This is a genomic window from Acidiphilium iwatense, from assembly GCF_021556475.1.
GTDB classification, from domain to species: domain Bacteria; phylum Pseudomonadota; class Alphaproteobacteria; order Acetobacterales; family Acetobacteraceae; genus Acidiphilium; species Acidiphilium iwatense.
Window position 1 is genome coordinate 26,049 of record NZ_JAKGBZ010000009.1, and the last position, 26,796, is coordinate 52,844.

Genomic DNA, 26,796 nt, shown 5'->3' on the forward strand with positions numbered 1-26,796 from the left:
TCGCATAGTGGAGACAAACATGAGCACCAAGGCGATTCGCATTCACGCCCATGGCGGGCCCGAGGTTTTGCGCTGGGAGGACATGCCGACGCCCGAGCCCGGACCGGGCGAGGCGCTGGTCCACCATGAGGCGGTTGGGCTGAACTATATCGACATTTATTTTCGTGCCGGCCTCTACAAAATCCCGCATCTGCCGGCGATCCTCGGGCTCGAGGGCGCCGGCGTGGTGCGCGCGGTGGGCGAAGGCGTTACCGAAGTCGCGGTGGGCGATCGCGTCGCCTATGCCGGCGGCCCGATCGGCGCCTATGCGACCGAGCGGGTGATCGCCGCCGACCGGCTGGTCAAGCTGCCGGATTCGATCGACTTCGCGACCGGTGCGGCGATGATGCTTCAGGGCATGACCGCGCAATATCTGATCCGCCGGACCTACCGGGTGCAAAGCGGCGAAACCGTGCTGGTCCACGCCGCCGCCGGCGGCGTCGGGCTCATTCTCTGCCAATGGGCGAAGCATCTCGGCGTCCGGGTGATCGGCGTGGTCTCCACCGAGGCGAAGGCGGAACTCGCCCGCGCGCATGGGGCGGATCACGTGGTGGTCGGCCATCAGAATCTCGCCGCCGAGGTCAGGCGCATCACCGACGGCGCGATGGTGCCGGTGGTCTATGACGGCGTCGGCAAGGATACGTTCCTGCCGAGCCTCGACTGCCTCGCGCCACTCGGCCTGATGGTGAGCTACGGCAATGCCTCGGGCCCGGTGCCGCCGGTCGAGGTCGGGATGCTGGCCGCCAAGGGCAGCCTGTTCCTCACCCGCCCCACCCTCGCGACCTATACCGCCCGCCGCGAGGATCTGGTCGCGGTGGCCAACGATTTGTTCGCCGTGGTGGCGAGCGGGGCGGTGAATATCAGGGTGAACCAGACTTTTCCGCTCGCCGAGGCCGCCGCCGCGCAGGAAGCGCTGGAAGCGCGCCGCACCACCGGCAGCACGGTGCTGATTCCGTAAATCACAACTTCGTGACGATCACGACAGCGCCATGTTTCGGTGCTTAAACTCCCCATCACCAGCAACAACAGGAGCAACACAATGACCGAGGACCGGAAATTCGATGGCCGCCGCGCGCTGCTGAAAAAAGCCGCCGGCATCTCCGCCGCCCTCGCCGCCGCCGGCATGGTGGCCGCCCGCACCGCCGAGGCCGCCGGGATGACGAAAGCCTCGGTGAAATATCAGGACAAGCCGAAGGGCGGCCATCAATGCGACGGCTGCGCACTGTTCGTCCCCGGTTCGTCGGCGACCGCGAACGGCACCTGCAAGGCGGTGGCCGGCTCGATCAGCCCGAAAGGCTGGTGCACGCTCTGGACCCCGAAAGCCGCCTGAACCCGGCCGATTCAAGTTCGAGAGATCGTCATTGCGAAGCCGCGCCCCGCGCAAGCGGGACGCGGCTGAAGCAACCCAGGACTCAAAAAGACCGAATCACTTCCCTTCCATCACCTGGCCGCGGATCTCGCCGGCCGGAACCTTCACGGTATGGACGTTCACATAGGACATGCCGCCGAGAATGGTCTTCGCCTCGGCTGACGTGATTTTCGCCTTGCCGTTGATCGGGCTGGCGTGCGGGCCGCTGATCGGCACCAGCACCGGACCATTGGCGCCCGGTTTCGCCGGGCCGTGGAAATGCGCCGCCGTCACCTTGCTGGACAGATGGCTGTAGGTGACGTGCCAGTAGAGCATATGCGTCTTCGAGTTGTAGCGGCCGGTCATCGTGCCGGTGCCCTTGGATGTCACGCCCGCGGCCGGTTTCAGCTTGGCATGAAGCGGGGTCACCTTGGCCATGGCGACGCCGGTGAAGGCCAAGAACGCGAGCGCGGTCATCGGCAGCAGCTTGTGCGTGGAAAGGCGCATGGAGAAATTCCCCCTATGATGATGGCGGCGGATCGCCGCCGTTCGCATATAGGGCGTCCCGTGTGGCGGCAAAGTGGCAAATCCGCGTCGGAATACTTGCGCCGGAACCGATTGCGGCGCAGAGGCGGCCCATGATGGAAACCGCCCGTCTCGCCGATGCGGCATTGTCGCGCCGCCGTATGTTCGTCCGCGACCTGGTCATGGAGGCGCGGATCGGCGTTCACGCGCACGAGCACGGCCGCACCCAGCGCATCCGGGTCAATCTCGACCTCGCGGTCGACGATGACGGCGCGCGCCCGCTCTCGCGCCAGGCGGTCGGGCGCGACGTTCTGACCAGGGTGGTCGATTACGAACATCTGGTGAACGCGGCGCGCGAGCTGATCGTCGCCGGCCATGTGCAGCTGGTGGAAACCCTGGCCGAGCGGCTCGCCGAACTCTGCCTCGCCGATCGCCGCGTCGCCCTCGTCCGCGTGCGGGTCGAAAAACTCGACGTCTTCCCCGACGCCGAAGCGGTCGGCGTGGAAATCGAACGGCGCCGTTAGAGCAATATGGCCTTAAGTGGAATCGCGCGGCGATCCACAAAGCCATGAAATTGCTCGCCCAAACAAAGAGTAGAGCGTGATCGACTGAAAGTCATCACGCTCTAGATTACGCCACGCCTCGGTCACAACCCGCCTTCCGAACGTCATTACGACGCCGAACGCAGTGAGGCGGAAGCAATCCAGCATGGTCGGAGACCGCAATGACTGGCACACCGGAGCGGCCGGTTTCAAGGAAATCCAGCATTACTTGGCGTTGAACCTGATCCCGAACGACACGATCGGCGGCGGCCCGGCGAATACCGGCGGCGGTCCGGCAAAAAGCGGCGGCGGCGCCAGTTCCGCTTGGGGTCCGCCGTTGTCGGATGACGCGCTGTAATAGCTCGGCACCGGCCCGGTCACATGATTGAGCGACAAGGCCGGGCCGAGATACCACCAGCCATGGCGCTGCAGATAGAAGCGGCTCGGGTTCGCGCTTTTCCTTGCATGGACTTGCCCGGTCACGGCGGGCTGGCCGGCGGCCGGCGGCGCGGCCGGCGCCGGTTGCGCAAAGCTGGCCGGCATCGTGGCGAACGTCGCGACGGCGAAGCAAAGGGCGATCATCGAAAAACGGGCGCGTTGCATGATTCATATCCTTTCCGGTGAATCAGCGGCCGCTTTACATATATGCGGTATTTCCGGCAGTTAAACCCTGCCCGGCGGGCTGCCCCGTCAATCGCCGAGAACGGTGAGACCGATCCGGCCGAGCCGTTCGGGATCGGCGATCGCTTCGATCCTGGCGATCCGGTCGCCCCGGATCGTCATGCGGAGCAGGACGCGCAGCCACCCGCCGGGAGCGACGAGGAGCCCGACGGCGCCGTCCACCAGAATCGGCCGGGCGCCCTGCGCGCGCCTCTTGAACGTCTTGGCGACGGCCTCGGCGCCGTGAATTTCCGGCGCCCCGCCCATCCGCACCGCCACAGGGTCGGCCCGGAACGCGACATCGGGATCGAGCACGGCAAGCAGCGCCGCGAAATCGCCGGCGCGCGCGGCGGCCAGGAAGGCATCGACGATCGCGCGCTGCCGGGCGCGGTCGACATCTTCGGCCGCTTGCGCCCCACGCACGCGCCGGCGCGCCCGGCTGGCGAGCTGCCGCGCCGCCTCGGGTGACCGTCCGACGATGGCGGCGATCTGGTCGAACGGCAGGTCGAACATGTCGTGCAGCACGAAGGCGACCCGCTCGGCGGGAGCGAGCCTGCCGAGCACCACCAGCAGGGCGACGCCGACCGAGTCGGCCAGAAGCAGATCGTGGTCGGGGTCGTCCCGCCTTTCGGTCACCGGTTCGGGCACGCGCGCATCCATCGGCTCCTCGCGCCGCGACTTGCGCGCGCGCAGCATGTCGAGGCAGACGCGGGCGATCACCGTGGTCAGCCAGCCCCCCGGATTTTCCACGCCGCCCGGACCGGCGCGGTTCAGGCGCAACCAGGTCTCCTGGACCGCATCCTCGGCGTCGCCCGCCGAACCGAGCATCCGGTAGGCGACCGCGAGCAGGCGGCTTCCATGGGTCTCGAACAGTTCGGCCGGCCAATTCTTCTCACCCACCGGTCACATTCCCCCTTCATGGTCCGTCATGGCGATGACGGACGAAACCCAGCCGATGTGACAGGCCGGCCGGGAAAGATGTCGTCGATTTTGCGGTTTTGAAAGGACACAGACCATGCAGGAACGAATGAAAAACCCGGCGATCGTCATTCCCGAGGCGATGGAGGGCATCAAGGTGCTGCTCGCCGCCGTGGGCAAGACCGGCGTGCCGGGGACGACGCTCCATCTCGTCCATCTTCGGGCCAGCCAGATCAACGGCTGCAGCTACTGCGTCGCCGGCGGCGCCGGCCACGCGAAGCAGGCCGGCGAATCCGACGAGCGGCTGTTCGCGGTCGCCGCCTGGCGGGATACGCCCTATTTCACCGAGGCCGAGCGCGCCGCGCTGGCGCTCGCCGAGGCGGTCACCAGGCTCGCCGACCGGGCCGACCCGGTGCCCGACGAGATCTGGAACGAGGCCGCGACCCACTATGACGAGCGGCAGCTCGCGGGCCTGCTCCTCTGGATCGCGACCACCAACGTCTTCAATCGCCTCAATGTTTCCACCAGGCTGGTGGCCGGCACCAAAATGCCCTGGGGCTGACCTTCGCGCGGTCGTCGCAAGCCGCGTGCGGCGACCGCGCGGCTCGCCTCAAATCGCCGCGGTGTTGCCCTTCGCGCGCGGCTTAACCCCGAAATACTCCATATACGGCGCGAATTTCGGCCGCAGCCGCTCGGGATTGATCCCGAAATCGGCTAGCCGGTAGCGGTTGCGGCCATAGCCGCCGCGCGGCCTTGCGGCGAGGAAACCGCGCATCGCCGCCTCGGCCTCCGGCGACAGCACCGCGCCGAAACGGCGGTACAGTGTGGCGATCGCCGCCATCGGGTCGGCGGTCAGTTCGTCGTAATGGATATGCAGCTTGCGCGCGGGCGCGATATCGGCGCGCCGGTCGAATCCGACCAGCCGCCGCGCGCCGTCGATCCAGCGCGCCGTCACCTGCGCGCCGATCTCCGCCGGGTCGGTCTCGCGCAGGAACGGCCGGCGCAGCACCTCGGTCAGATGCGCGACCGAGGCGAACACATGCACCGGATCGCGATGCACGATCACGAACCGCGCATCGGGATAGACCCGCAGGATCGCATCCATCGAGAAGGTATGGTCCGGGCATTTCAGCGCCCAGAATTTCGCGCCGACCCCATATTGCATCGCCTGCAGGAACCGCTTGTGGAAGGCGAATGCATCGTCATGGCCGAACTCGTCCAGCCAGGCGAGGTAGGACGGCACCCGGAACGTCGTGTCGAACCGCAGCGACTGGAACACATGCGCGGTGATCTCGCTGCATTCCTGCGGGCTGTCGGCATGGATCGGATGCACCAGCGGAAACTCGGGCGCCAGCCCCGCGAAGGTGGCGAGCTGCCGGTCCGTCCGCCGTGCCGCCGCGCTCCGCCTCGGGTCGAAATCGCGCGGTCGCGGCGCGGGATACAAAGTCTGCCAGTTGCGCGGCACCATCACGTCCGGGTCATGGGCGAGCAGCGTGTGCAGAAACGTGGTGCCCGAACGCGGCAGGCCGAGAATGAACAAGGGTGATGCCACGGCCGCCGCGCCGATCGCGGCGTTTTCCGCGTGCATAAGCTCGATCGTTGCCCGGTTGCGCGCCAGCCGCGTCAGATCGTAGCGCACCGAAATCCGCCCGAACAAGGAAAGCCGCGTCTCGCGCGCCAGCGCCTCGATCAGCCGCGCCAGCCCCTCGCGCGCCGCCCCCTCGACCGCGACGCCCGCTTTCGCCTCCACTGCCCGCACCGACAAACCCGGCCAGTCGCGCGGAAGCACCGCCTCCGCCGCGCCGAATCCGGCCGACAGCGCGCGATACCGCAGCGCCATGCGCGGCTTGCGCTCGGGGATCGGCGGAACCGGGTCGGGGCGAGTCATTGTCAATGCCGCTCGATCAGTTCGATTTTGTAACCGTTCGGGTCCTCGATGAAGGCGATCACCGTGGTGCCGAACTTCACCGGGCCGGGCTCGCGGGCGATTTTCACGCCGCCCGCCCGCAACTTTTCCACCGTCGTCTTGATATCCGGCACGCCGAGCGCGAGATGGCCGAACGCATTGCCCTGGTCGTAGCGATCGGTGCCGTAATTATAGGTCAGCTCCAGAACGGTGTTCGATTTCTCGTCGCCGTAGCCGACGAACGCCAGGGTATATTTGCCGTCCGGCACGTCGTTCCGGCGCAATTCCTTCATCCCCAGCATCCTGGTGTAGAAATCCACGCTCTCCTCCAGGTCGTTCACCCGGATCATGGTGTGAAGATACTGAAACTCGCTGCTCATTCCGGTCTCCCTCATTCCCAATCCGGCGCCGCGGGGTCGATCCCCAGCAGAAACACCCCGGCCGCCTCCGCCGCCTCGATCATCGGCACACGTTCGAGCAATATGGTCCCTTGCGCCTCGAATGCCACGCCGCGCAATCCTGCATCCCGCGCCCCCGCGATCGTCGCCGGCCCCAGCGTCGGCAGATCGGCCCGGCGGTCCTGCCCCGGCTTGACCAGCTTGACCAGAACTCCGCCCGGACCCGGCCGCGCCAACCCGCGTGCCCGCGCCAGCATCGCATCGGTGCCCTCGACCGCCTCGACCGCCAGCACGATCCCCTGCTGCACCACGCAAGCCTGGCCGACATCCGCAACCCCCAGGGCCCGCACCACCGCAACCCCTCGCGCGATATCCGCCATCGCCGTCGCGTCCGGCGCCGCGCGCGTCAGCAACCCCTCCGGCGCCAGCGCCTCGCGCAACACCTCGTGCGCGCCCAGAACCCGAAACCCCTCCTCGCCCAGAACCCGCACGATCGCCGCGAGAAACCCGTCATCCCCGGAAAACGCCGCCCGCCCGATCCGCGCCAGCAGCTTCGCCCCGACCGCGTCCGGCCGCAAATCCAGCAGCGAGGGCCGCTTCACCGGCCCGGCCAGCACGATCTCCGCGCACCCGGCACGCCGCAACGCGGCGATCGCCGCCCCCACCGCCCCCAGCCGCACCACCTCATGCGGAAACCCGCCGATCACCTGAGGCTCGGCATACCCCTCCAGCGCCACCACGAACACCTCCCGCCCCGCCGCAAGCGCCGCCAACCCCACCCGCCCCGGCAACGGACCACCCCCCGCGACAATGCCGAGCGGCCCCGATCCGGTCATGGGGCGCTGCCCCATACCCCGCCAGGAGGCTCCGCCTCCTGGACCTCCGCTAAGGGCTTAGCCCTTAGAACCAGGAATTTGGGATTTCCGCGCATGGGGGCTCGTGCTCTCGTCGCAGTCTCGTGCCCCCATGCGCGGAAATCCCACTCTAGGATTCCAAAGGCTCTGCCTTTGGTGGGGTTCCAAGGGACAAAGCCCCTTGGTCGGGTGCGGGACAAAGCCCCGCGATCTGACACGGTGGTCACGTCTCGGGGTCGTCGGCGTGGCGGGTGGTGTGGCGGATGAGGCCGCGTTTGCTGGGTGCGTCGATGAAGGCGAGGATGGTGGCGATGTAGGGGTCGTCGCCGGCGGCGCTGCGGACCTGTTCGACCCGGTCGGCGAAATTTCCGTCGGACTGGAACAGGATGCGGTAGGCGGTGCGCAGCCGGTGCTGGGCGGTTTTGTCGAGGCCGCGCCGCCGCAGGCCGATGATGTTGAGGCCGTGCAGCCGCGCGCGATTGCCGATGACCGAGCCGTAGGGGATGACGTCGGCTTCGACGCCGGAGGCGCCGCCGACCATGGCGCCGGTGCCGATGCGCGCGAACTGGTGGATCGCGGTCGAGCCGCCGATGATCGCCTGATCGGCGATCTCGACATGGCCGCCCATGACGACGTTGTTGGCGATGACCACGTTGTCGCCGATCGCGCAGTCATGGGCGACGTGGACCACCGCCATGAGCAGGCAGCCGGCGCCGAGCCGGGTGATCCCGCTGCCGGTGACGGTGCCGCGATGGATGGTGCAATGTTCGCGGATCGTGCAGCGCGGGCCGATTTCGGTCGCGGTGTCCTCGCCCTGGTATTTGAGGTCCTGCGGCGCCAGCCCGATGGTGGCGAAGGGGTAGATTTTCGTTCCCGCGCCGATCCGGGTGCGCCCGTCGACGACCACGTGCGAGACGAGATCGACGCCGTCTTCCAGCACGGCGTCGGGCCCGATCGTGCAGAACGGCCCGACGCGAACCCCGGCGCCGAGCCTGGCACCGGGGGCGATCACCGAGGATGGGTGGATCATGGGGCTTCGGCTCGCCGGTCCATGATCATCGCGGCATAGGTCGCCTCGGCGACGGCGCTGCCGTCGACCCGCGCGATCGCGTGGAATTTCCAGACATTGCCGCGATTGCGCTCCTTGACGACATGGATGCGCAGACTGTCGCCCGGCACCACCGGGCGGCGGAATTTCGCCCCTTCGACCGACATGAAATAGACGACCTTGCCGGCTTCTTTCGGCCCCAATGTTTCCACCACCAGCACGGCTGCGGTCTGCGCCATGCTTTCGATGATCAGCACGCCCGGCATCACCGGGTGGCCGGGAAAATGGCCCTGAAAGAAATGTTCGTTGACCGAGAGATGCTTGACCCCGACCGCCGAGACGTTGGGGATCAGCTCGACCACCCGGTCGATCAGCAGGAACGGGTAGCGGTGCGGAATCGCGTGCATGATGCCGGCGATATCGACCGTCCGTCCCGTTTCGGTGTCTTGCGCCACGCTGTCGGTGCTGCTGCCGTCCATCGCCGAGGTCCGCCGTTTATTGATCGTCCGGGTCGCGTTCCGCCGCTTGATCGGCGGCGGCGCCAGAATGGCGCATTCCGCCGCGCCGTGCAAAGCGCCGGAGTGCGGCGATCTCGCGAAAAAACGCCTTGGCCGGCTGGGCCGGGCTGCCGAGCATTTCCGCCCCGGCGGGAATGTTGCTCATCACCCCGGCCTGCGGGCCGATGCGGGCACCCTTGCCGATGGTGAGATGGCCGGAAAACCCGGCCTGCCCGGCGATCACCACGAAATCCTCCAGCACCGTCGAGCCGGAAATCCCGACCTGCGCGACGATCACGCAGTTGCGGCCGGTCCGCACGTTGTGGGCGATCTGCACCTGATTATCGATCCGCGTACCGGCGCCGATCACGGTATCCTGCGCCGAGCCGCGATCGATCGTGGTATTGGCGCCGATATCGACATCGTCGCCCAGGATCACCCGGCCGAGCTGCGCGACGGAAACGAACCCGTCCGGCGAGGGCGCGAAGCCGAACCCGTCCTGGCCGATCCGCACGCCGGGATGGATCGTCACCCGGTCGCCGATCAGCGCGAAACCGATGGTCACCTGTGCCGCGATCCGGCAATCCGCGCCGATCACCACGCTCGGGCCGATCACGCTATGCGCCCCGATCGCGCTGCGCGGCCCGATTTCGGCGCGCGGGCCGATCACCGCATAGGGGCCGATTTCGGCGGAGGGATCGACGCGCGCCGAAGAATCGACGATCGCGGTGGAATGCCGGCCCGGCAGCGCCGCTTGCGGCGGATGGAACAGCCCGCCCGCCCGTGCCCAGGCGAGATAGGGCTGAGCGACCGGCAGGGCAATGCACTCCGCGGGCAGCCTGTCCGCGAATTCGGCGAGCAGGATCACCGCCCCCGCGCGCGTCGCGGCAAGCAGCGGCGCGTAGCGCTTGTTGTCGAGAAAGCTGATCTCGTCCGGCCCGGCGCTCTGCAGCGGCGCGATGCCGCGAAACCGCCGCGCGGCACCGGACTCGGGCACCGGCGCGCCGATCGCCCGCGCGATCTCGGCCAGGGCGAACGGGCCGAGCCGGGGAAAGAAGCGCGGATCGCCTGGTCGTCCCGCGCCGTCCGCGTCAGTCACGACGCCCAGCCTTACGGCTTTTTGGGCGCCGGCGCATTCGCCAGTTTCGGCACGACCGAGGGCGGCACCGCGACCGAGGGCAGGATCTTGTTGAGGTGGCTCGCGACTTCCTTGGAAATGTCGAAGCCCTTGACGTTGAGCGCGACCTGCGAGCGGTGCAGCACGAGGTTCATGCCATGCGCCTGCGCGACCTGCCGGATCACCGCGATCAGCGTCGCCTCGATCTTGCCGAGCGCCTTACGGGCGGAAAGCTCGATCGCGATGTTGCGGTTATGGAAATCGACCTGGGCTTTCTCGATCTCCTTCTGCAGCACCTTTTCCTTGGTGGCGAGCGCGGGTTTCGAGAGTTTGGTCTTCTCGGCGTTGATCGCCTTCTGCTCGGCTTCCCATTTCTTCTGGTCGGCCTGCGCGGCTTTGCCGAGCGCCTGGCGCCGCGCCAGGATGATCTTCTCGACCCCCTGCGCCGCACTCGATTCCTGCATGATCTGGGGCACCGAGAGCACGCCCATCACCGCCGCCGGCGGGGCGGCTTCCTTCGGCAGCGCGGGCAGTTGCGGAATCGGCGGCAGTTTCTGCTGCGGCACGGCGGGGCCGGCCTGTACGCCTTGCGGCGCCGGCGCTGGCGCCGGCGCCGCGGCGCGCTCGGGTGCCGGGTGCGGCACCGCGGCGGGCTTCGGATGCGGGATGAAATAGCCGGGGCCGCCGCTATTCTGCGCCTGGGCAACACTCAGTCCGAGCGCCAGCGCGGGAAGGGCCAGAAGGAGCCGTGTGGAAGCGAAGCGTGTCACTGTTAGAACCTCGTACCGAAGGAAACGCGGAATTGCTCGACCTGATCGTATTTATATTTCTTGATCGGCTGGGCAAAGGAAAGATCGATCAGGCCGAACGGCGTGTTCCACGCGACCCCGACGCCCACCGAAATGCGCGGCGCCGGATTGTCGTAGATGCCGAGGGTCTGGCCGTTGACGGTGATCGGGCGGACGCCGGACAGGCTGCCGATATCGGTGAAGGCGAAGCCGGACACGCCGAGATCGGGGCTGACAGGCAGCGGGAAGTGCAGCACCGTGTCCTGGGTCCAGATGAACTTGCCGCCGAGGCTGTCGCCGAACGTGGTGTCGTGCGGGCCGGCGCCGCCGGTCTGGAAGCCGAGCAGGCTGTCGCCGCCGAGGAAGAACCGGTCGGCGATCAGCGAATGATAGCCGAACAGGTCGATCAGGTCGCCGACATGGCCGTCGAATTCGAGCACCCACGCCTTGCTGCCGAGATAGCGGCGCAGCGGAATGTAATAGGCGCCGCGCGCCTGCAGGCGGAGGAACTTCGCGGTGCCGCCGAGCCCCGCATAATCGCCGGACAGTGCGAGCAGCCCGCCGCTCGACGGATCGAGCCGGTTGTTGCGATAGTCGAAGGTGAGGGTGGTGCCGAGCTGCGACAGGCTGGACGAGCCCTGCTCGTTCAGGATGTAGAGGCTGGCGCCGGAAATGACGTTGTAGATGCTGCGGGTCGAGACGGTATAGGTGAAGGCCTGGCTGATATGGTGGTTGTAGCGGAAGCCGAGCCGCACGTCGCCGCCGATCGACCGTTCGCTGAACACGTAGGCCGTGGTGTTGTAGGTGTCGGTGCGGAACAGATCGACGCCGGCGATCAGATTGCGCCCGAGGAAATACGGGTTGGTCACGCCGAGGTTGAACTGGGTGCCCCTCTGCGCGAGCAGCGCGCTGATCGAGGCGTTGATTCCGGTGCCGAGGAAGTTGTTCTGCGACAGGCCGATATTGGCGAGCGCGCCGAGATCGGTCGAATAGCCGCCGCCGAGCGAGAATTCGCCGGTCGCCTCCTCATGCACGCCGACATCGAGATTGACCTCGTCGGGCGAGCCGGTCGGGGTCGGCTTGATCGTGATGTCCTTCTTCTTGAAGAAGCCCAGGTTTTCAAGATTCTGCCTGGATTCCTTGACCGCCTGCTCGTTGAACGCATCGCCCGGCGCCAGCTCGACCTCGCGGCGGATCACCTGGTCCTCGGTGCGGGTATTGCCGGTGATCGACACGTCGCGGACATAGACGCGCGGCCCCTCGATCACCCGGAAGGTGAGCGCGATCGTATGAGTCTTGTGGTTCTCCTTCACGTCCGGCTCGACCTGGGCGAAAGCGAAGCCCCGGTTCTGCACGTCGTCGGAGATCTGCTTGACCGCGGTGCGCAGCGCGTCACCGTCGAAAATATCGCCCTTCTCGATCGGCACCAGCGGCAGCAGCGATTTGCCGGGCAGGTTGCGCAGCGCGGAGACGACCTTGACCGCGGAAACCCGGTAGCGCGGCCCCTCGTCGATCACGAAGGTCAGGTAGAAGGATTTGCGGTCCGGCGCCAGTTGCGCGGTCGCGCTGACGATGCGGAAATCGGCATAGCCGTGATGGTAGTAGAACCGGCGGAGCAGTTCCTCGTCGTATTTGACCCGCTCGGGATTGTATTCGTCGGAGCTGGACAGGAAGCGGAACCAGGCATTCTGCCGGCTGGAAATCACCTCGCGCAGCTTGCCGGGGCCGTAGCGGTGGTTGCCGATGAAGTTGATCCGGCTGATCAGCGTCTGCGCGCCGTCATGGCACTTGAACACCACGTTGACCCGGTTTTCCGGCAACTTGACGATTTCCGGCGAAACCGTCGCGCTGTAATGGCCACGCTTGGCGTAGAGGGCGAGAATCGCCTTGGTATCCGCCGCCGCCGCCGCCGGGGTGAACACCGCACCCGGCTTGAGCGACACCGCGCCCCGCATCGCCTTGTCCTTGACGACCGAATTGCCCTGGAAAAAGACCTGGTTGACGACCGGATTTTCCTTCACCTGCACCATCAGGGTATCGCCCTGGCGGGTGATCGAGACCGTCTTGAACAGGCCGGTGGCATAGAGCGTCTTGAGGCTGAGATTGATCCGGCGCTGGCTGAACGGGTCGCCCGGCCGGAGCAGGATGTAGGAGCGGATGGTGCTGGGATCGATCCGCTGGTTGCCGCTCACCTGGATCGCAGCGATCCGCCCGCCGGCTTGCGCTTCGGCCGCCGCGGGCGCCGCCGCGCGCGCCTGGAGCGCGGCTGGCGCGATCAGCGCCGCGCCGAGGCATGCCGTGGTCATCAGAGCCAACCGCAGTTGCCGCAAGGATAATCTCCCAAACGCCTCAAGGTCACGATGCCGGCCGCATGAACCTTGCCCACGCACCGCACCGAGATGCGCCTAGCGGCAACCGCCGCCGCCCGCAAGGGCATCGCCGCCCGGCCCGGTCACAAAGTTTTTCAGCAATCCCGCAACGATCGGCGCCGCGCCGCCATCTTGCCCCGCCCCGCCCGGCGCGCGATGCATAGGGTGTGCACCCAGTGGCGACAAGGAGAAACCGATGCCGAACGCCATCAGCCGCTTTCCGGTGCCCGAACTCGCCGGCCTGCCGGACGACATCCGCGAAAAAATCCTCGCGGTGCAGGAAAAAGCCGGCTTCGTTCCGAATGTTTTTCTTGTGCTGGCCCACCGGCCGGACGAATTCCGCGCCTTTTTCGCCTATCACGACGCGCTGATGCTGCGCGATAGCGGCCTCACCAAGGCAGAGCGCGAAATGATCGTGGTCGCGACGTCGGGGGCGAATCACTGCCTCTATTGCGTCATCGCCCATGGCGCGATCCTGCGCCTCTACGCGAAAGACCCGGAACTCGCCGACCGGCTCGCGGTCAACCCGGACCGCGCCGGTCTCGCGCCCCGTCAGGCCGCGATGCTCGGCTATGCGATGAAGGTGGCGACCGCCTCGCACGCGGTCGCCGAGGCCGATTTCGCCGCGCTGCGCGTCCATGGCTTCGACGCCGACGCCATCTGGGATATCGGCGCCATCGCCGCCTTTTTCGCGATGTCCAACCGCCTCGCCAACATGACCGCGATGCGCCCCAACCCGGAATTCTTCACCCTGGGCCGCATACCATGAGCAAGGGTGGCGATCGCCCTATTTCTGCTTGAGCTTGGCCATATAGGCATAGAGCGCCATCAGGTTCTGCCGCGCCGCCGCGTTGCCCTGCTCGCCCGAGAGCCGGTACCAATAAATCGCCTTCGCATAATCCTGCGGCACGCCGTGCCCGAGTTCGTACAACTGGCCGAGATTGTTCTGCGCATTGGCATTGCCCTGATGCGCCGCCTGCCGGTACCAATAGGCCGCCAGAACGTCGTTCCGGGGCACGCCCCGTCCCGCCTGATACAGCAGCCCGAGATCGGTCTGCGCCACGGCGTCGCCCTGGCGCGCCGCCTGGCCGTACCAATAGGCTGCCGTCGCGGCGTTCTGCGGCACGCCTTGCCCCTCCAGATAGAGCGAGCCGAGATAGGTTTCCGCGCCGACATTGCCCTGCCGCGCCGCACTGATGACCGGCCCGACCGATGCCGCCTCCGCCGGCTGGCAAACTCCGGCGGCGACCAGAACGGCAAGGCCGAAGCCCAGAAGCCGATGGTTCGAACGGACACCCTGCATGACGATCCCCTCCATGCTCCCAAATCCGAGACAATATGGAGCGCCCGTCCGCTCATGTCACGCCGGCTGGGTCAAAGATCACGCTTCCCGGCCCGCGAAACCGGATTTTTGGGCCCGGCCGGCGATGCCGCGAACACCGGCGAACCCGGTTCGGCCCGGACGCTTGGCTCATACCCCCAGAGTACCATGGAGAGCTGAAAGGCGTTGCCCGCTTGATCCGCCGCATCGCTCCGGGCAGTCTCCGCCGATGACCGCCACTGCCCACACCCAGGCCCTGGTGCTGTTCTCCGGCGGGCAGGACAGCGCCACCTGCCTCGCCTATGCGCTCGACCGCTACGACCGGGTCGAAACCATCGGCTTCTTCTACGGCCAGCGCCACGCGGTGGAACTCGACTGCCGCGCCCCGCTGCGCGACGCGATCGTCGCACTCCGCCCCTGGCGCGCGACGCTCGGGCCCGATCACATGCTCGATATCGAAGCCGGCCTCGCCGCACTCGGCGCCACCGCGATGACCGCCGATATCGCGATCGAAACGACCGAGGCAGGCCTGCCCAACACCTTCGTCCCCGGCCGCAACCTGCTGTTCCTGACTTACGCCGCCGCATTGGCCTACCGGCGCGGCCTCGGCGTCCTGGTCGGCGGCATGTGCGAGACCGACTATTCCGGCTACCCGGATTGCCGGAGCGCCACCATGGCGGCGATGCAAGCCGCCCTCCGCCTCGGGCTCGACCGCGACATCGCCATCGACACCCCGTTGATGCGGCGCGACAAGGCGGATACTTGGCGCCTCGCCGCCAGCCTCGGCGGCGAACCTCTCATCGAAATCCTGCGGGTGCAAAGCCATAGCTGCTACCGGGGCGAGCGCGGAGCGCTGCACGACTGGGGCTATGGCTGCGGCGACTGCCCGGCCTGCGATCTGCGCGCCGGCGGCTGGCGGCGCTTCCGCGCCACCACCCCGGCCGGCTGATCCGCGAACCCGGCCCCGATCACCGCCTTCGGCACGTTTCGATTCGCTTGCGGATCGCTCGGCCCTGGAGAATACTCGGTCGCACGCAACAGGGGTTTCCACGCGAGGAAACGATGGCCGGACTCTGCGTCTTGTTGACCAACTCGCTCCTCAGCGAGCGCACCGGCTCCGAGGTCACGACGGAACAGCTCGCCGATGGCCTGCGCCGGGCCGGCCATCTGCCGATCGTCTATGTATCGCGGATCGGGCCGCAGGGCGAAGCGATGCGCGCGCGCGGCCATGCCGTCGTCGATCGCCTCTCGGCGCTGCCGGACCGCCCGGAGGTGATCCACGGAACCCATAACATGATGACGATGATGGCGCTCGCCGCCCTGCAAGGCGTGCCGGCGCTGTTCGTCTGCCACGATGCAACGGCGATGCACGACGCCGCACCGCTGCACCCGCGAATTCGCCGCTATTACGGGGTCAGCGAGGTCGCTCGGCGCCGGCTTGTCATCGACGGCGCGTCGCCGGAGCTGTGCGGGGTGCTGCCGAACCCGGTCGATCCGCTCCTGTTCCGGCCGCGGCCGCCCTTGCCGCCCCGCCCAGGTCGCGCGCTCGCCATCTGCAAGCCCGCGCCTCCTCGGGCGGCGATCCGCGCCGCCTGCGCCGCCGCCGGGCTCGCGCTCGACGAAGTCGGGACCGGGGCAGGCCGGGTGAGCGAGCGGATTCACGAGGAATTGACGCGCTACGATCTGGTTTTCGCGTCCGGGCGCGGCGCCCTCGAAGCCGGGTTTACCGGCTGCGCGGTCGTCATCTGCGAATCGCGCGGCTTCGGCGGCCTGCTGACCAGCGCGGCGCCGGAGCTGTGGCGGCGCGGCAATTGCGGCGCCGGAACCCTGACCCGGCCGGTCGACGCCGCTGCGATCGCTGAAGCGATCGCAGCGTATGACGCGGACGACGCCCTGGCGGTCAGCCTCGCGATGCGCGAAGCCCTCTCGCTCGATGCCCATGTCGAACGTCTCGTGCCGGTCTATCATGACATGATCCGCGAAACCGGGGATGTGTCCGCAGAAGCCGAGGCGTCCGCGATGGCGCGATTTCTCGAGGATTTCCTGCCATCGCATGCACCCGCCCGGCCCTGGCGCGCGCTGGTCCGCGACATAACCGGGATCGCGCCCGACGATTTGCCGCCGCCCGTCGCCGGCACCATCCCGAGCGTCGAGCACCGGGACGGCGCCGCCACCGAAACCGTTGTGCCGGAGCCGAGGCCCGAGTCGGCGTTTCGCCGCCTGTGGCGTAACCTGCCGGTGCTGCGCCCCCGCCGCACCGGCATCGGCGATTTGCAATAAAATCGCGGATTCCCCTGCCGCCCCGGTATCTCGCGCCTTTATTCCATGCTATGGATGCGCTTTGAAGCATGGGAGTCGGCTTCGTGCAGGCTTTCCCAACCGCATCACGCTGGTGATCGCGCCGCGACGAGAGCGCGACGCCGGGCTCCGGGCGTGACCAGAGATGTGCGCCCCATGCGACGAGTTGATGCGCTTGAAACGATGCTGAACCCCCCGCGAACGTCGCGCCACGCGATGAACAGGTTGCCAGGACGATGAAGACGATCAATGCGATCCGCATGGGCGGATCAGACATCCTCCCGCTGGTTGAGGGCGGCAAGGGCGTGGCCGTATCGAACGGGCGCACCGCCGGGCAATGGGCGGCATCGGGCGGCATCGGCACGTTCAGCGCCGTCAATGCAGACAGCTACGACGAGCAGGGCCGGCTGATTCCGCAACTCTATCACGGCCGTACCCGCCGCGAGCGCCACGAGGAGCTGGTCGCCTACGCGATCGAAGGCGGTCTCGCCCAGGCGCGCCGCGCGCACGAGGAATCCAATGGCCAGGGCCGCATCCACGCCAACATATTGTGGGAAATGGGCGCCGCCGAGCGGGTGATCACCGGCATTCTCGAAGGCGCCAAGGGGCTGATCAACGGCATCACCTGCGGCGCCGGAATGCCCTACAAACTCTCGGAAATCGCCGCGAAATTCAACGTCCACTACTACCCGATCGTCTCCTCGGCACGCGCCTTCAACGCGCTGTGGCGCCGCGCCTATCACAAGGTCGCCGATCTGATGGGCGGCGTAGTCTATGAAGACCCCTGGCTCGCCGGCGGCCATAACGGACTGTCGAATTCCGAGGACCCGACCAAACCGGAAAGCCCGCTGCCGCGCGTCATCGCACTGCGCCGCCAGATGCGCGAATTCGGCCTGGACGCGACGCCGATCATCATGGCCGGCGGCGTCTGGTGGCTGGAGGAGTGGGAGGACTGGATCGACAACCCCGATATCGGCCCGATCGCCTTTCAGTTCGGCACCCGCCCCCTGCTGACCCGCGAAAGCCCGATCAGCGAAGCGTGGAAGCAGAAGCTGCTCACGCTGAAGGACGGTGACGTGTTCCTCAACCGCTTCTCGCCGACCGGGTTCTATTCCAGCGCGGTGAACAACGACTTCATCAAGGGGCTGCGCGCGCGCAACGAGCGGCAGGTGGCCTACACCACCGAGCCGGTCGGCGCCCATTCCGCCGAATACGGCGTCGGCCCGCGCAAGCGCGTGGTCTGGCTCACCCCGGCCGATCTCAAGCGGGTGCTCGGCTGGGAGCGGGAGGGTTACACCGAGGCCCTGCGCACCCCGGATTCCACCCTGGTGTTCGAAACCCCGGAGGCCGCGACGGAAATCCGGCTCGATCAGGTCAACTGCATGGGCTGCCTGTCGCATTGCCGGTTTTCCAACTGGGCGCAGGAGGAACCGGACTACAGCACCGGCAAGAAGGCCGATCCGCGCAGCTTCTGCATCCAGAAAACCCTGCAGGATATCGCCCATGACGGCGAGCACCCGGATTCGGTCGACCGCAACCTGATGTTCAGCGGCCATAACGGCTATCGCTTCGCGTCCGACCCTTTCTATTCCAACGGCTTCATCCCGACGGTGAAGCAGCTCGTCGACCGCATCCTCACCGGACGATGAGAGCGGCGCGCCGTTCGCGGCGGTCATCGCGACGCGTCGAGGCGATCCATCCGCGCCAAGCCCAGTAGAGCGTGACGACTTTAAGTCGATCACGCTCTACTCTTGGTTTGGGCGAGCAATTTCATGGCTATGCGGATCGCTTCGCGATTCCGCGTAAAGCCATATTGCTCTGGCAGGCGAATGACAAAAATATTGTCTTAACGAAAACCTCTTGCCCATTAGGTTAAGCGTCGCTACAAGCGAACCCAATCGGGACGTCCAAAATAGCGTGCGTCGTCGCAAGGAAATGCGTTCCCGATCATATTGTGGAATTTCGACAAATCCCGGAATTCCATAGGGCGGTCGCATCGAATAGAGGGAGGATAACCATGGGTTTTCGAATTAAACGGACGGCAATCGCATTCGCCGCCGGCACCGCGCTCGCCACGTCCATGGGCGCCGCCCACGCCGCCGGCCTCGGCCTGATCGCGCAGAGCACAGGCGCGCTCGCCCATGCGTTCGGCGGCGTCACCGTCAACGCGACCCCCTCCACCGCCTATTACAACCCGGCCGGCATGGTGCTGATCAGCGGCAACCAGTTCGAGGGCGATCTCAACTATTACGACATCAACTCCAGCTTCACCGGCAGCAGCACCGTGCTCGGCTCCGGCACCGGCAAGAATTTCGTCGAATCCACCCTGGTTCCCGGCAATTTCGGCGTCATCAGCCTGCCGCACGGGGTCAAGCTCGGTTTCTCGATCACCACGCCGATCGGCGGGCGGATTAAATACGCCCCCGATTTCGTCGGCCAGTTTCAGGGCAACGAGGCGCTGATCACCTCGGTCCAGATCGGGCTCGACGTCGCGATCCCGATCACCCGGAAACTCTCGATCGGCTTCGGTCCGGAAATTAACTATTTCCAGAACATCCTCGGCCTCAACCAGAATTTGGCGCCCTTCCCGGCAGCGGAAGGCCAGTTCAAGGGCCAGAGCTACGCCTTCGGCTACAATATCGGCGCGATGTACCAGTTCAGCCCGTCCACCCGGATCGGCATCGACTACCGCTCCAAGATCGGCCAGACCGTGAAAGGGCCGGAATCGGTCCATCTCGACCCGTCGCTCTACAACCTTCTGTCGGCTTTCAATGCCGCGCCACCAATCGCCTCCAACGCGTTCGACCGCTGGACCTTCCCGCAGCAGATCTCCTTCGGCATCTACCAGCAGGTCACGCCGCGGCTCTCGCTGATGGCAAGTGCGCAATGGACCAACTGGGCGCAGCAGCAGGCCCTGGTCATCACCGATCCGTCCACCATCGGCTTCACCCTCGGCTCGATCTACACCCCGTTCAAATACCGCAATACCTGGACGGTCGGACTCGGCGCGAACTATGTCGCCGCCCCCGGCCTCACCCTGATGGGCGGGGTGGGCTACGACGAAAGCCCGGTCACCGCCGCCACCCGCCAGGATCTGCTGCCGGATGCCAACCGCGTGCTGCTCGGCGCCGGCCTGACCTATCAGATCATGCCGATGGCGACGCTGCAGCTCGGCTATCAGCATATTTTCGTCGCCAGCGCGCCGATCAACCAGACCCGCTCCGGCCTCAACGCCGACAATTCGCTGAATACAGCCGGCGCGGCCGGCACGCTCACCGGCACCTACAATCTCAGCGCCAACGTGTTCTCCACCGGCGTCATTCTGAAATTCTGATCCACACCCGGCTGACGAACGCCGCGGAGCCTCGCTCCGCGGCGTTTACTTTTGCGCCTACCGCCGTGCCGTCACCCGCCGGCGCTCCCTGACCACCGGATAGAGCGGCGCGCTCGCGAGGCGGATGGTCAGGCTCCGCGCGCCCTTGAGCAGCGCGGCCGGAATCACCGCGTCGCCGCGTGTCCACCGATGCCCGTCCTCGGCCCGATGCCACCCCGCCGTCAGGCGCGCATCGCCGAGATCGATCCGCCCGGCTTCGGTTTCCAGCGCCGCCACATCGAGCCCGAGCACCCGCCGGTCCTCCGACCCGGCATCCAGATGCGCCGGCACCAAAGTCCGGCTCGTCAGCCGCACATCGCCGGATGTCGGCACAGCCACCCGCCAGCACGCCGCACCCACCCGAGTCACCGCGACCGTCCGCGCCCCGATCGTCGCGACGATGCCGGGATCGCCGGTCGTCTCGACCGCTCCCGCCCGCGCGACAATCTTCCGGCGCAGCGCCGTCACCGCCGCGCCCGCCTCGGCGAACGGCGCATAGCCCTCCCGCTCGCGCAGGGTCTGCGCGAAATCCGGGTGCAGCACCCGCGCCTGCCCGGCCTCGCCAGAGAAAAACCCCCGGTTGCCGGTCTCCAGATAGGTCTCCGCCGGCAATCCCTCGGCGAACACCACGTCGTGCCGGTCCAATTCCAGATGGAAATAATCGACATGCCGCCGCTCGACCTGCGCGATCGTCGTGCCATTCACCAGCGCCTTCGCCGGCACCAGCAACCCGTCCAGATACAGCGCATGGTCCGGCGAGACATAAAGGTCGCGCGCCGGCACCCCGTCGGCGATCGCCCCGGCCTCGATGCGGACCGGCCAGATCAGTTCCGGGCGCGGATGCCGCCGCGCATCCAGCTTCCGCCGCCCGATCCATTGGATCGGCGCGCACCGCCCGCCATGGGCGATCACCCGATCCCCCACCGCCAAATCCTCGACCGCGACCGGGCCCGTTTCGGTCAGAATCCGCGTGCCGGCCGCGAAACACACGGCCTGCGCCGTCACCAGCCCGGCCGAAACGACGAATGTATCGCCCGCGAAACTCTGCGCGGGGTCGAGCTGCACCTGATAGCTCACCGAGCCGTCGGTGACGCTCAGCACGTTGTTCGTCCCCAGCGTCGCCGTCCCCGCGCCCGCCCCGGCCGCCCCGGCGAGCAGGATCGCGTCGTCCTCGCCCACGCCGGCCGCATCGAACCCGCTGATCACGTTGCTCAGCGTGGTCACACCCTGCAGCACCAGGGTCGCGCCCGCGCCGGTGAAATCGATCGGCCCGGTGATCGTCGCCCCGGCCTCGATCACCATGCCGCCATTCACCCCCAGGGTCGTCCCGGTCGCGGTCCCGCCCGACGAGACATACTCGATCCCGCCATTCTCCGCCGTGGTGGCGGAGGCCACGCCGCCATGGAACACGGTCTGGCTGCCACCATCGAGCAGCGTGGTGATCGCCGTGCCGCCCGCCGAATTGACCGACCCGCCGACATACCCGACAAGCTGCGTTCCCCCGGCATTGATCGTGTTGCCGGTCGCGGTGCCGCCGCTCAGCACGAGCTGAACGCCACCGGAATTGACCACATTGCCGCTGGCCGAACCACCGCTCGTTATGGACTGCGCGCCGCCATTGTTGACGGTGGTGCCGCTCGCCGCGCCGCCGCTCAGCACGTTCTCATGCCCGCTGACATTCAGCGTCACGCCCACCGCCCTGCCGCCGCCGGTGAGTTCGAGCTGGCCGGTATCCACGATGCTCGCCGAGGCGACGCCGCCGGACGTTACCGTCAGCGCGCCGCCCGAGGTCACATTGTTGCTGGTCACGACCCCGCCACTGGAAACCAGCAACGTGCCGCCGTCGATATTGGTGACCGACATCGCCCCGCCGGTATAAGTAGTCAGACCGATCTTGTAGCCGTCGGCGATCTCGCCACCCGAGGCGATCGTCGTGCCGGTCATCTGCACGCCACTGGCCACGATGCCGATACCTGAAACCGTCAGCCCGCTCACCGTGCCTTCGAACAGTCCGATCCCGCCGGAGAGCACCACCCCGCCATCGGCGACGCCGCCGGGCAGCACGCCCTCGATACCGCCGCTGCTCACCGTGATCGCCGACACCGTCCCGCCCGACGCCACCTCCAGCTTGCCGCCGCTGGTCACCGTCGCGCCGCTGACCGTCTGGCCCGAGGAAACAACCGTTGTGCCGCTGATCGTGGTTCCACTCATCGCGTCGATCCCTTTTTCTCTTGCCTGGATGTTGTCGTGTCATGGCGTGCGAAGCCCGGAATCCGGGCAATCGCGCCGGTCACCTGTCCGGCGGTGATCAGCCTGGTGCATTCGAACTGCCGCTCGGTGCCGGCCTGGCGCGGGCACCACAGGAAATCCTTGTGGTCGAACCGCGCGCGCGGGTCGTTCCAGCAGGAATTGCAGGCGTGGTAGTTGATCACCCGGTGCGGGGTAAAAAATTCGTTGGTCGGATGGGTGAATCCCGAAATCATCACCACCGGCGTCCCGACCGCCCAGGCCAGCCAGGCGAGCCCGCTGGACAGGCCGACGAAAAACGCCGCGTGGCGCAGCAGATGCGCCCGTTCGAGCAGCGGAACGTCGCCGGTCCTGTCCTCCGCGCCATGCGGAATATGGGTCCAGACCAGCCCCGACCCGCCCACCCGCTTCTGGTCGATGCAGACCACCCGGTATCCCGCATCTTGCAGGAAGCGCACCACCGCGTGCCAGCCCTCGGGATTGCTCCAGATCTTGGCCTGCGCCGAGCTTTGCACCGCGATGCACACGTAAGGCTCGGCGATCGGCCGCTTTTCATCGGTCGCCGCGATGCGCGGCGGCGCTTCGGTGGGATCGACACCGAGAATATAGCCGGCGGTGCGGTGCAGCCCGACCAGCCGGAAATCGCAAGGCTGCCAGTGCCGGTTCTCGTCGTCGAAAAACAGCCCGAGATGATAGGTCGCATAGAACCGCCCGGTCTCGACCGCGTCCTGGGTGACGAAGGCGATATGCGGATAGGCATCGGCGAACAGCGGAATCAGATTCGCCGCCATCGAACAGGTCAGCCGGCAGCCCCGCTCGGCCTGAAACCGCGCGGCATAGGGCAGCCAGCCGATCACGTCGCCCAGGGTGCCGACCGGAAACGCGATATGCACCTCCCGGTCCCGGCAATCGAGGTCATGGGCGAAAACCTGCGCGCCGTTCTGCGCCACCTCGATGCGGAACGGCACGAAATACCGCTTCGAGCTGACCACGAAACCCTGCTCCAGCCTTGTCTCGAACAGGATATTGCCGGTCGCGGTGTCGCGCAGCACGACATGCCATTCGCCCTCGCCGCGCGGCAGCGCGATCCGGCAGCCCTCGTTGAAATCGAATCGCAGCCCGAACGGCCCTTGCTGCGTCGGCACCGGCGCGGGCGCCGGATAGGCGCGCGGCGGCGCCTGGATCGTCGGTGTTCGGGGGAGAGCGGGCAGGCTATCCATAAATTTACGCGGTCACCACAATAGGAGGACAGAGCTAAAACGGAACCGTAATTTGAGACGATAGCTGGATGGAGAGATTAAGAATAGATTAATGCGACATGTAACGCAAAAAATATAAATCACTCCGAACATTCCGCGCGCCGAACCCTGGCCGCGCCCGCCAAGCTGGGCTATCGCGTGTTCCCATGAACGGCCCGGCACCGGACCAGTTGCGCGATCCCCGCTCCCAGACAGCTCCGCGCCGCGCGGTGGTCGATCTGGGGTCCAATTCGGTCCGCCTCGTGGTGTTCGAGGGCCAGTCCCGCAATCCGGTGCAGATTTTCAACGAAAAAGCGGTCCTCCGCCTCGCGCGCGGCCTGATCCGCACCGGCAGGCTGGACGAGGCGGCGATGGACGAGGCCGCCACGGTGATCCGCCGCTACGGCGCGATCGCCCGCGCCATGGGCGCGCATCCGTTCGAGGCACTGGCCACCTCGGCGGTGCGCGACGCCGAAAACGGCCCGGATTTCGTCGCCCGGCTCGAAGCCGCGACACCCGGCCTCAAGGTCGTGGTGCTGTCCGGCGAGCAGGAGGCGCATCTCTCGGCCGAGGGCGTGCTCTGCGGCATTCCTGGCGCCGACGGCATTCTCGCCGATCTCGGCGGCGGCTCGCTCGAAGCCGTGCGCCTCTCGGCGGGCACAATCGGCGATGCCGCGACCATGCCGATCGGCGTGATCCGCCTCGCCGAACGCGCGGCCGGAGACCCCATCCGCGCGAAAGCCATCGTCGCCGGGGAATTGGCCGAGCTGCCCTTTCTGTCCGACGGCGCGGGCGGCGACCTCTATGTCTCCGGCGGCGCGTTCCGCGCGCTCGCGCGCATCCATATCGCCCAGACCGGCTATCCGCTCGCCATGGTCCACCACTACACGATCGGGCGCGAGGAGGCGCGCGACCTCTCGGCGGTGATCGGCGAGGCCAGCCGGAAACTGATCGAGCGGATGCCGGGGGCCGCGCGCAAGCGCATCGAGGATCTGCCCTTCGCCGCGATCATTCTCCGCCGCCTGCTGCGCGCGACCGGCGCCGCCCGCGTGGTGTTCAGCGCCAACGGGCTGCGCGAGGGCTGGTTCCTGCGCCAGCTCCCGCCCGCGATGCGCGAGCAGGACCCGCTGGTCGCCGCCGGGCGCGACCTCACCATCGGCCTGCTGCGCGACCCCAATTTGCCGGACGCGCTGATCGGCTGGACCGCGCCGCTGTTTCCCGCCGAAACCCACGCCCAGCACCGGCTGCGCGAGGCCGCCTGCTGGTTTTCCGATATCGGCAATCACGAACACCCGGAATACCGCGCCGAACAGGCGTTTTTGCGCGTCCTGCGCCAGACCGGAGTCGGGCTCGACCACCATGCCCGCGCCTTTCTCGCCCTCACCCTGGCGCTGCGCTACGAAGCCCCGATCGAAAGCCCGTTTCTCGCCCCTGCGCGCGCTTTGCTCGACATGGCCGCCGCCCGCCGCGCCGAAACCCTCGGCGTCGCACTGCGCCTCGCCTATACGCTCTCCGCCGGCACGCCCGCTCTGCTCGCCGCCACCAGCCTGATCCCGCGGGATGGCCGCCTCGTCCTCACCCTCGATGCGGCGAGCGGCGTGTTCGCCGGCGACCCGATCGAGCGCCGCCTTGCCCGCCTCGCCTCGATGGTCGGGCTCGATCCCGAAACCCGCCTGATCTGAGCGCCCCGAGTGTGGTCTTTCAGGAGGTTGTCCATCCGGTCCTGAGCGAGGAAGCTGAACTTGTCGCCGCCGCGTCCCGTCACCCCGCCGCCTTCACCCAGCCGTGCTCGCCCTGCTGCCAATAGGTCAAGGTGTGACCTGCTTCCTTCGCGACGCGCCACCGCTCCCGCGCCGCCGCGACCGCATCCGCGTCATTGCCGTCGAACATATCGAAAACCCGGTCGAACCGGGAAAAATCCGCCGCCGCGTCATCCACCAGGAACAAAAATCGCGCGCCATTCGGCACGTCGCCGCCCTCGGTCAGCCAGATCGGCTGATCCGCGCCGAACCCCATCGAAGCCGTGCCGTGCGGCAGCCAGTCGGGGTTCGCGCTCAGCCATAGCGACGCATCCAGCGCCGCGATCCGCGCCGCATCGCCCCGCACCACCGCGCGCTGTCCCGCCGCCAGTGTCCGCCCCAGCAGCGGCGCCAGCGCCTCCGCGACGCTCATCCGGGTCAGATGATAGAACCCGATCTCCGTCACGGCGCTATTCAATGACGATGCGCGGCCCGGTCCGGCGCTCGCCGCCCAACTGCCCGGACACCGCTTCCGCCAGCGCCATGAACGCGCGCGCCGCTTCGCCGTCCGGTGCGCTCGCCGCGATCGGCGCGCCCGCATCCGATGTCTCGCGAATCGCCGGCAGGAGAGGAATTTCGCCGAGAAACGGCACGCCGATCCGCGCCGCTTCCGCCCGCGCCCCGCCATGGCCGAAAATATCGGTCCGCGTGCCGCAATTCGGGCAGCAGAAAAAGCTCATATTTTCGACGATCCCGAGCACCGGCACCCGCACCTGCCGGAACATCGAGACGCCGCGCCGCGCGTCCAGCAGCGCGATATCCTGCGGCGTCGACACCACCACCGCCCCGCTCAGCCGCACCCGCTGCGACAGCGTGAGCTGAATATCTCCGGTACCCGGCGGCAGGTCGATCACCATCACATCCAGCGCCGGCCACTCCACCTGGGTCATCAACTGGGTCAGCGCATTGAGCACCATCGGCCCGCGCCAGACCATCGCGGTCTCCTCGTCCACCACGTGGCCGATGGAAATCGCCTTCAGCCCCCAGGCATCGACCGGGATCAGCTTGTTGCCCGCCATCTCGGGCTTGCCTTTGGTGCCCAGCATGCGAGGCAGGGAGGGTCCGTATATATCGGCATCCAGCAAACCCACGCTCATGCCCAGCGCCGCCAGCGACACCGCGAGATTGACCGCGACCGTCGATTTCCCGACCCCGCCCTTGCCCGACGCCACCGCGACGATCGACCGCGCATTGGCGAGCAATGACGGTGCCTGGGCCGGCGTTTCGGCCGCCGCCGCGCGCGGCCCGGTGAACATCACGGTCGCGTTGCGCACGCCCTCCATCGCCGCCAGGTCGGCCTCGACCGCCCGGCGCAGCGGCTCCAGCTTCGCCGCGTCGGCCTTCGCCACGGTCAGCGCCACCTGGACCATGCCGTCGCGCACCGCGACGCTGTCGATCATGGCGGGCGGCACAGTTCTCTTGTCGGCGGGCGCCCGAAACGCCGCGATCCGCGCCCGAATACTGGTCTCGTCGATCATGGTCAGAGTATCTCTCAATTTCGTTAAGATATG

The 26,796-nt window shown here is 67.3% G+C and carries 27 protein-coding genes; 10 read left to right on the forward strand and 17 right to left on the reverse strand.

What is annotated here, in order from left to right:
* Nucleotides 1–19 precede the first annotated feature (19 nt).
* A complete protein-coding gene (locus L2A60_RS06445; protein ID WP_235703553.1) occupies nt 20–997 on the forward strand; it encodes a quinone oxidoreductase family protein in 978 nt (325 codons plus the stop codon).
* An 81-nt stretch (nt 998–1,078) separates the two neighbouring features.
* Nucleotides 1,079–1,369: a high-potential iron-sulfur protein gene (locus tag L2A60_RS06450; RefSeq protein ID WP_235703554.1), complete on the forward strand. Its 291-nt coding sequence runs from the start codon at nt 1,079–1,081 to the stop codon at nt 1,367–1,369.
* A gap of 96 nt (nt 1,370–1,465) precedes the next feature.
* Here L2A60_RS06450 and L2A60_RS06455 read toward each other — a convergent pair whose 3' ends face one another.
* Nucleotides 1,466–1,894 carry a CHRD domain-containing protein gene (locus L2A60_RS06455; protein WP_235703555.1) on the reverse strand — a complete coding sequence of 143 codons (429 nt, stop codon included), beginning with the start codon at nt 1,892–1,894 and terminating at the stop codon, nt 1,466–1,468.
* A 134-nt stretch (nt 1,895–2,028) separates the two neighbouring features.
* On the opposite strand from L2A60_RS06455, the gene folB reads away from it, so the two are divergent.
* Complete coding sequence (folB, locus tag L2A60_RS06460; protein WP_407932527.1) at nt 2,029–2,436, forward strand: dihydroneopterin aldolase; 408 nt, start codon at nt 2,029–2,031, stop codon at nt 2,434–2,436.
* A gap of 243 nt (nt 2,437–2,679) precedes the next feature.
* Here the strand turns inward: folB and L2A60_RS06465 are convergent, their stop codons facing one another.
* The gene (locus tag L2A60_RS06465; protein WP_235703557.1) at nt 2,680–3,057 is read right to left on the reverse strand and encodes a hypothetical protein; all 378 of its coding nucleotides are present in this window, start codon (nt 3,055–3,057) and stop codon (nt 2,680–2,682) included.
* An 87-nt stretch (nt 3,058–3,144) separates the two neighbouring features.
* On the reverse strand, nt 3,145–4,014 hold the full coding sequence (locus L2A60_RS06470; RefSeq protein WP_235703558.1) for a sigma-70 family RNA polymerase sigma factor: 870 nt from the start codon (nt 4,012–4,014) through the stop codon (nt 3,145–3,147).
* A 115-nt stretch (nt 4,015–4,129) separates the two neighbouring features.
* Between L2A60_RS06470 and L2A60_RS06475 the strand changes: the two genes are divergently transcribed.
* The gene (locus tag L2A60_RS06475) at nt 4,130–4,594 is read left to right on the forward strand and encodes a carboxymuconolactone decarboxylase family protein (RefSeq protein ID WP_235703559.1); all 465 of its coding nucleotides are present in this window, start codon (nt 4,130–4,132) and stop codon (nt 4,592–4,594) included.
* A 48-nt stretch (nt 4,595–4,642) separates the two neighbouring features.
* Here the strand turns inward: L2A60_RS06475 and L2A60_RS06480 are convergent, their stop codons facing one another.
* The 9 genes from L2A60_RS06480 to L2A60_RS06520 form a co-directional block, all read right to left on the reverse strand.
* Nucleotides 4,643–5,920 (reverse strand): sulfotransferase family protein, encoded by a 1,278-nt coding sequence (locus L2A60_RS06480; protein WP_235703560.1) that lies wholly within the window; start codon nt 5,918–5,920, stop codon nt 4,643–4,645.
* Between the two features lie 2 nt (nt 5,921–5,922).
* The gene (gene gloA / locus L2A60_RS06485; RefSeq protein ID WP_235703561.1) at nt 5,923–6,318 is read right to left on the reverse strand and encodes a lactoylglutathione lyase; all 396 of its coding nucleotides are present in this window, start codon (nt 6,316–6,318) and stop codon (nt 5,923–5,925) included.
* 11 nt (nt 6,319–6,329) lie between these two features.
* Nucleotides 6,330–7,172, reverse strand: coding sequence for an LpxI family protein (locus L2A60_RS06490; RefSeq protein ID WP_235703562.1), 843 nt, complete (start codon nt 7,170–7,172; stop codon nt 6,330–6,332).
* A gap of 241 nt (nt 7,173–7,413) precedes the next feature.
* The gene (gene lpxA, locus L2A60_RS06495) at nt 7,414–8,220 is read right to left on the reverse strand and encodes an acyl-ACP--UDP-N-acetylglucosamine O-acyltransferase (RefSeq protein ID WP_235703563.1); all 807 of its coding nucleotides are present in this window, start codon (nt 8,218–8,220) and stop codon (nt 7,414–7,416) included.
* Nucleotides 8,217–8,717, reverse strand: a complete 501-nt coding sequence (fabZ, locus tag L2A60_RS06500; protein ID WP_235703564.1) for a 3-hydroxyacyl-ACP dehydratase FabZ — start codon at nt 8,715–8,717, stop codon at nt 8,217–8,219. Before fabZ ends, lpxA begins: the two co-directional genes overlap by 4 nt.
* 16 nt (nt 8,718–8,733) lie before the next feature.
* Entirely contained in the window at nt 8,734–9,834 is a 1,101-nt protein-coding gene (gene lpxD, locus L2A60_RS06505; protein WP_235703565.1) for a UDP-3-O-(3-hydroxymyristoyl)glucosamine N-acyltransferase, read from the reverse strand.
* Between the two features lie 11 nt (nt 9,835–9,845).
* On the reverse strand, nt 9,846–10,622 hold the full coding sequence (locus L2A60_RS06510; RefSeq protein ID WP_235703566.1) for an OmpH family outer membrane protein: 777 nt from the start codon (nt 10,620–10,622) through the stop codon (nt 9,846–9,848).
* Between the two features lie 2 nt (nt 10,623–10,624).
* Nucleotides 10,625–12,946 carry an outer membrane protein assembly factor BamA gene (gene bamA, locus L2A60_RS06515; protein WP_235703567.1) on the reverse strand — a complete coding sequence of 774 codons (2,322 nt, stop codon included), beginning with the start codon at nt 12,944–12,946 and terminating at the stop codon, nt 10,625–10,627.
* 99 nt (nt 12,947–13,045) lie between these two features.
* Nucleotides 13,046–13,219, reverse strand: a complete 174-nt coding sequence (locus L2A60_RS06520) for a hypothetical protein (RefSeq protein ID WP_235703568.1) — start codon at nt 13,217–13,219, stop codon at nt 13,046–13,048.
* Between L2A60_RS06520 and L2A60_RS06525 the strand changes: the two genes are divergently transcribed.
* Nucleotides 13,206–13,778 (forward strand): peroxidase-related enzyme, encoded by a 573-nt coding sequence (locus L2A60_RS06525; RefSeq protein ID WP_235703569.1) that lies wholly within the window; start codon nt 13,206–13,208, stop codon nt 13,776–13,778. The genes L2A60_RS06520 and L2A60_RS06525 overlap by 14 nt on opposite strands.
* A gap of 18 nt (nt 13,779–13,796) precedes the next feature.
* Here the strand turns inward: L2A60_RS06525 and L2A60_RS06530 are convergent, their stop codons facing one another.
* Entirely contained in the window at nt 13,797–14,327 is a 531-nt protein-coding gene (locus L2A60_RS06530) for a tetratricopeptide repeat protein (protein ID WP_235703570.1), read from the reverse strand.
* Nucleotides 14,328–14,559: 232 nt separating this feature from the next.
* On the opposite strand from L2A60_RS06530, the gene queC reads away from it, so the two are divergent.
* The 4 genes from queC (at nt 14,560) to L2A60_RS06550 (ending at nt 19,962) form a co-directional block, all read left to right on the forward strand.
* A complete protein-coding gene (queC, locus tag L2A60_RS06535; RefSeq protein WP_235703571.1) occupies nt 14,560–15,279 on the forward strand; it encodes a 7-cyano-7-deazaguanine synthase QueC in 720 nt (239 codons plus the stop codon).
* 113 nt (nt 15,280–15,392) lie between these two features.
* Nucleotides 15,393–16,610 (forward strand): glycosyltransferase family protein, encoded by a 1,218-nt coding sequence (locus L2A60_RS06540; RefSeq protein WP_235703572.1) that lies wholly within the window; start codon nt 15,393–15,395, stop codon nt 16,608–16,610.
* 254 nt (nt 16,611–16,864) lie between these two features.
* Nucleotides 16,865–18,277, forward strand: coding sequence for an NAD(P)H-dependent flavin oxidoreductase (locus L2A60_RS06545; protein ID WP_235703573.1), 1,413 nt, complete (start codon nt 16,865–16,867; stop codon nt 18,275–18,277).
* Between the two features lie 368 nt (nt 18,278–18,645).
* Entirely contained in the window at nt 18,646–19,962 is a 1,317-nt protein-coding gene (locus L2A60_RS06550; protein ID WP_235703574.1) for an OmpP1/FadL family transporter, read from the forward strand.
* Nucleotides 19,963–20,019: 57 nt separating this feature from the next.
* On the opposite strand, the gene L2A60_RS06555 is transcribed toward L2A60_RS06550, so the two are convergent.
* Together L2A60_RS06555 and L2A60_RS06560 are read right to left on the reverse strand one after the other, a co-directional pair.
* Nucleotides 20,020–22,212: a Hint domain-containing protein gene (locus L2A60_RS06555; RefSeq protein WP_235703575.1), complete on the reverse strand. Its 2,193-nt coding sequence runs from the start codon at nt 22,210–22,212 to the stop codon at nt 20,020–20,022.
* On the reverse strand, nt 22,209–23,468 hold the full coding sequence (locus tag L2A60_RS06560) for an autotransporter strand-loop-strand O-heptosyltransferase (RefSeq protein ID WP_235703576.1): 1,260 nt from the start codon (nt 23,466–23,468) through the stop codon (nt 22,209–22,211). Before L2A60_RS06560 ends, L2A60_RS06555 begins: the two co-directional genes overlap by 4 nt.
* Before the next feature lie 185 nt (nt 23,469–23,653).
* Between L2A60_RS06560 and L2A60_RS06565 the strand changes: the two genes are divergently transcribed.
* Nucleotides 23,654–25,168: a Ppx/GppA family phosphatase gene (locus L2A60_RS06565; protein WP_235703577.1), complete on the forward strand. Its 1,515-nt coding sequence runs from the start codon at nt 23,654–23,656 to the stop codon at nt 25,166–25,168.
* A gap of 79 nt (nt 25,169–25,247) precedes the next feature.
* Here the strand turns inward: L2A60_RS06565 and L2A60_RS06570 are convergent, their stop codons facing one another.
* Both L2A60_RS06570 and L2A60_RS06575 read right to left on the reverse strand, forming a co-directional pair.
* Complete coding sequence (locus tag L2A60_RS06570; RefSeq protein ID WP_235703578.1) at nt 25,248–25,691, reverse strand: DNA polymerase III subunit chi; 444 nt, start codon at nt 25,689–25,691, stop codon at nt 25,248–25,250.
* Nucleotides 25,692–25,695: 4 nt separating this feature from the next.
* Nucleotides 25,696–26,769 (reverse strand): Mrp/NBP35 family ATP-binding protein, encoded by a 1,074-nt coding sequence (locus L2A60_RS06575; protein WP_235703639.1) that lies wholly within the window; start codon nt 26,767–26,769, stop codon nt 25,696–25,698.
* Between the last annotated feature and the right edge of the window lie 27 nt (nt 26,770–26,796).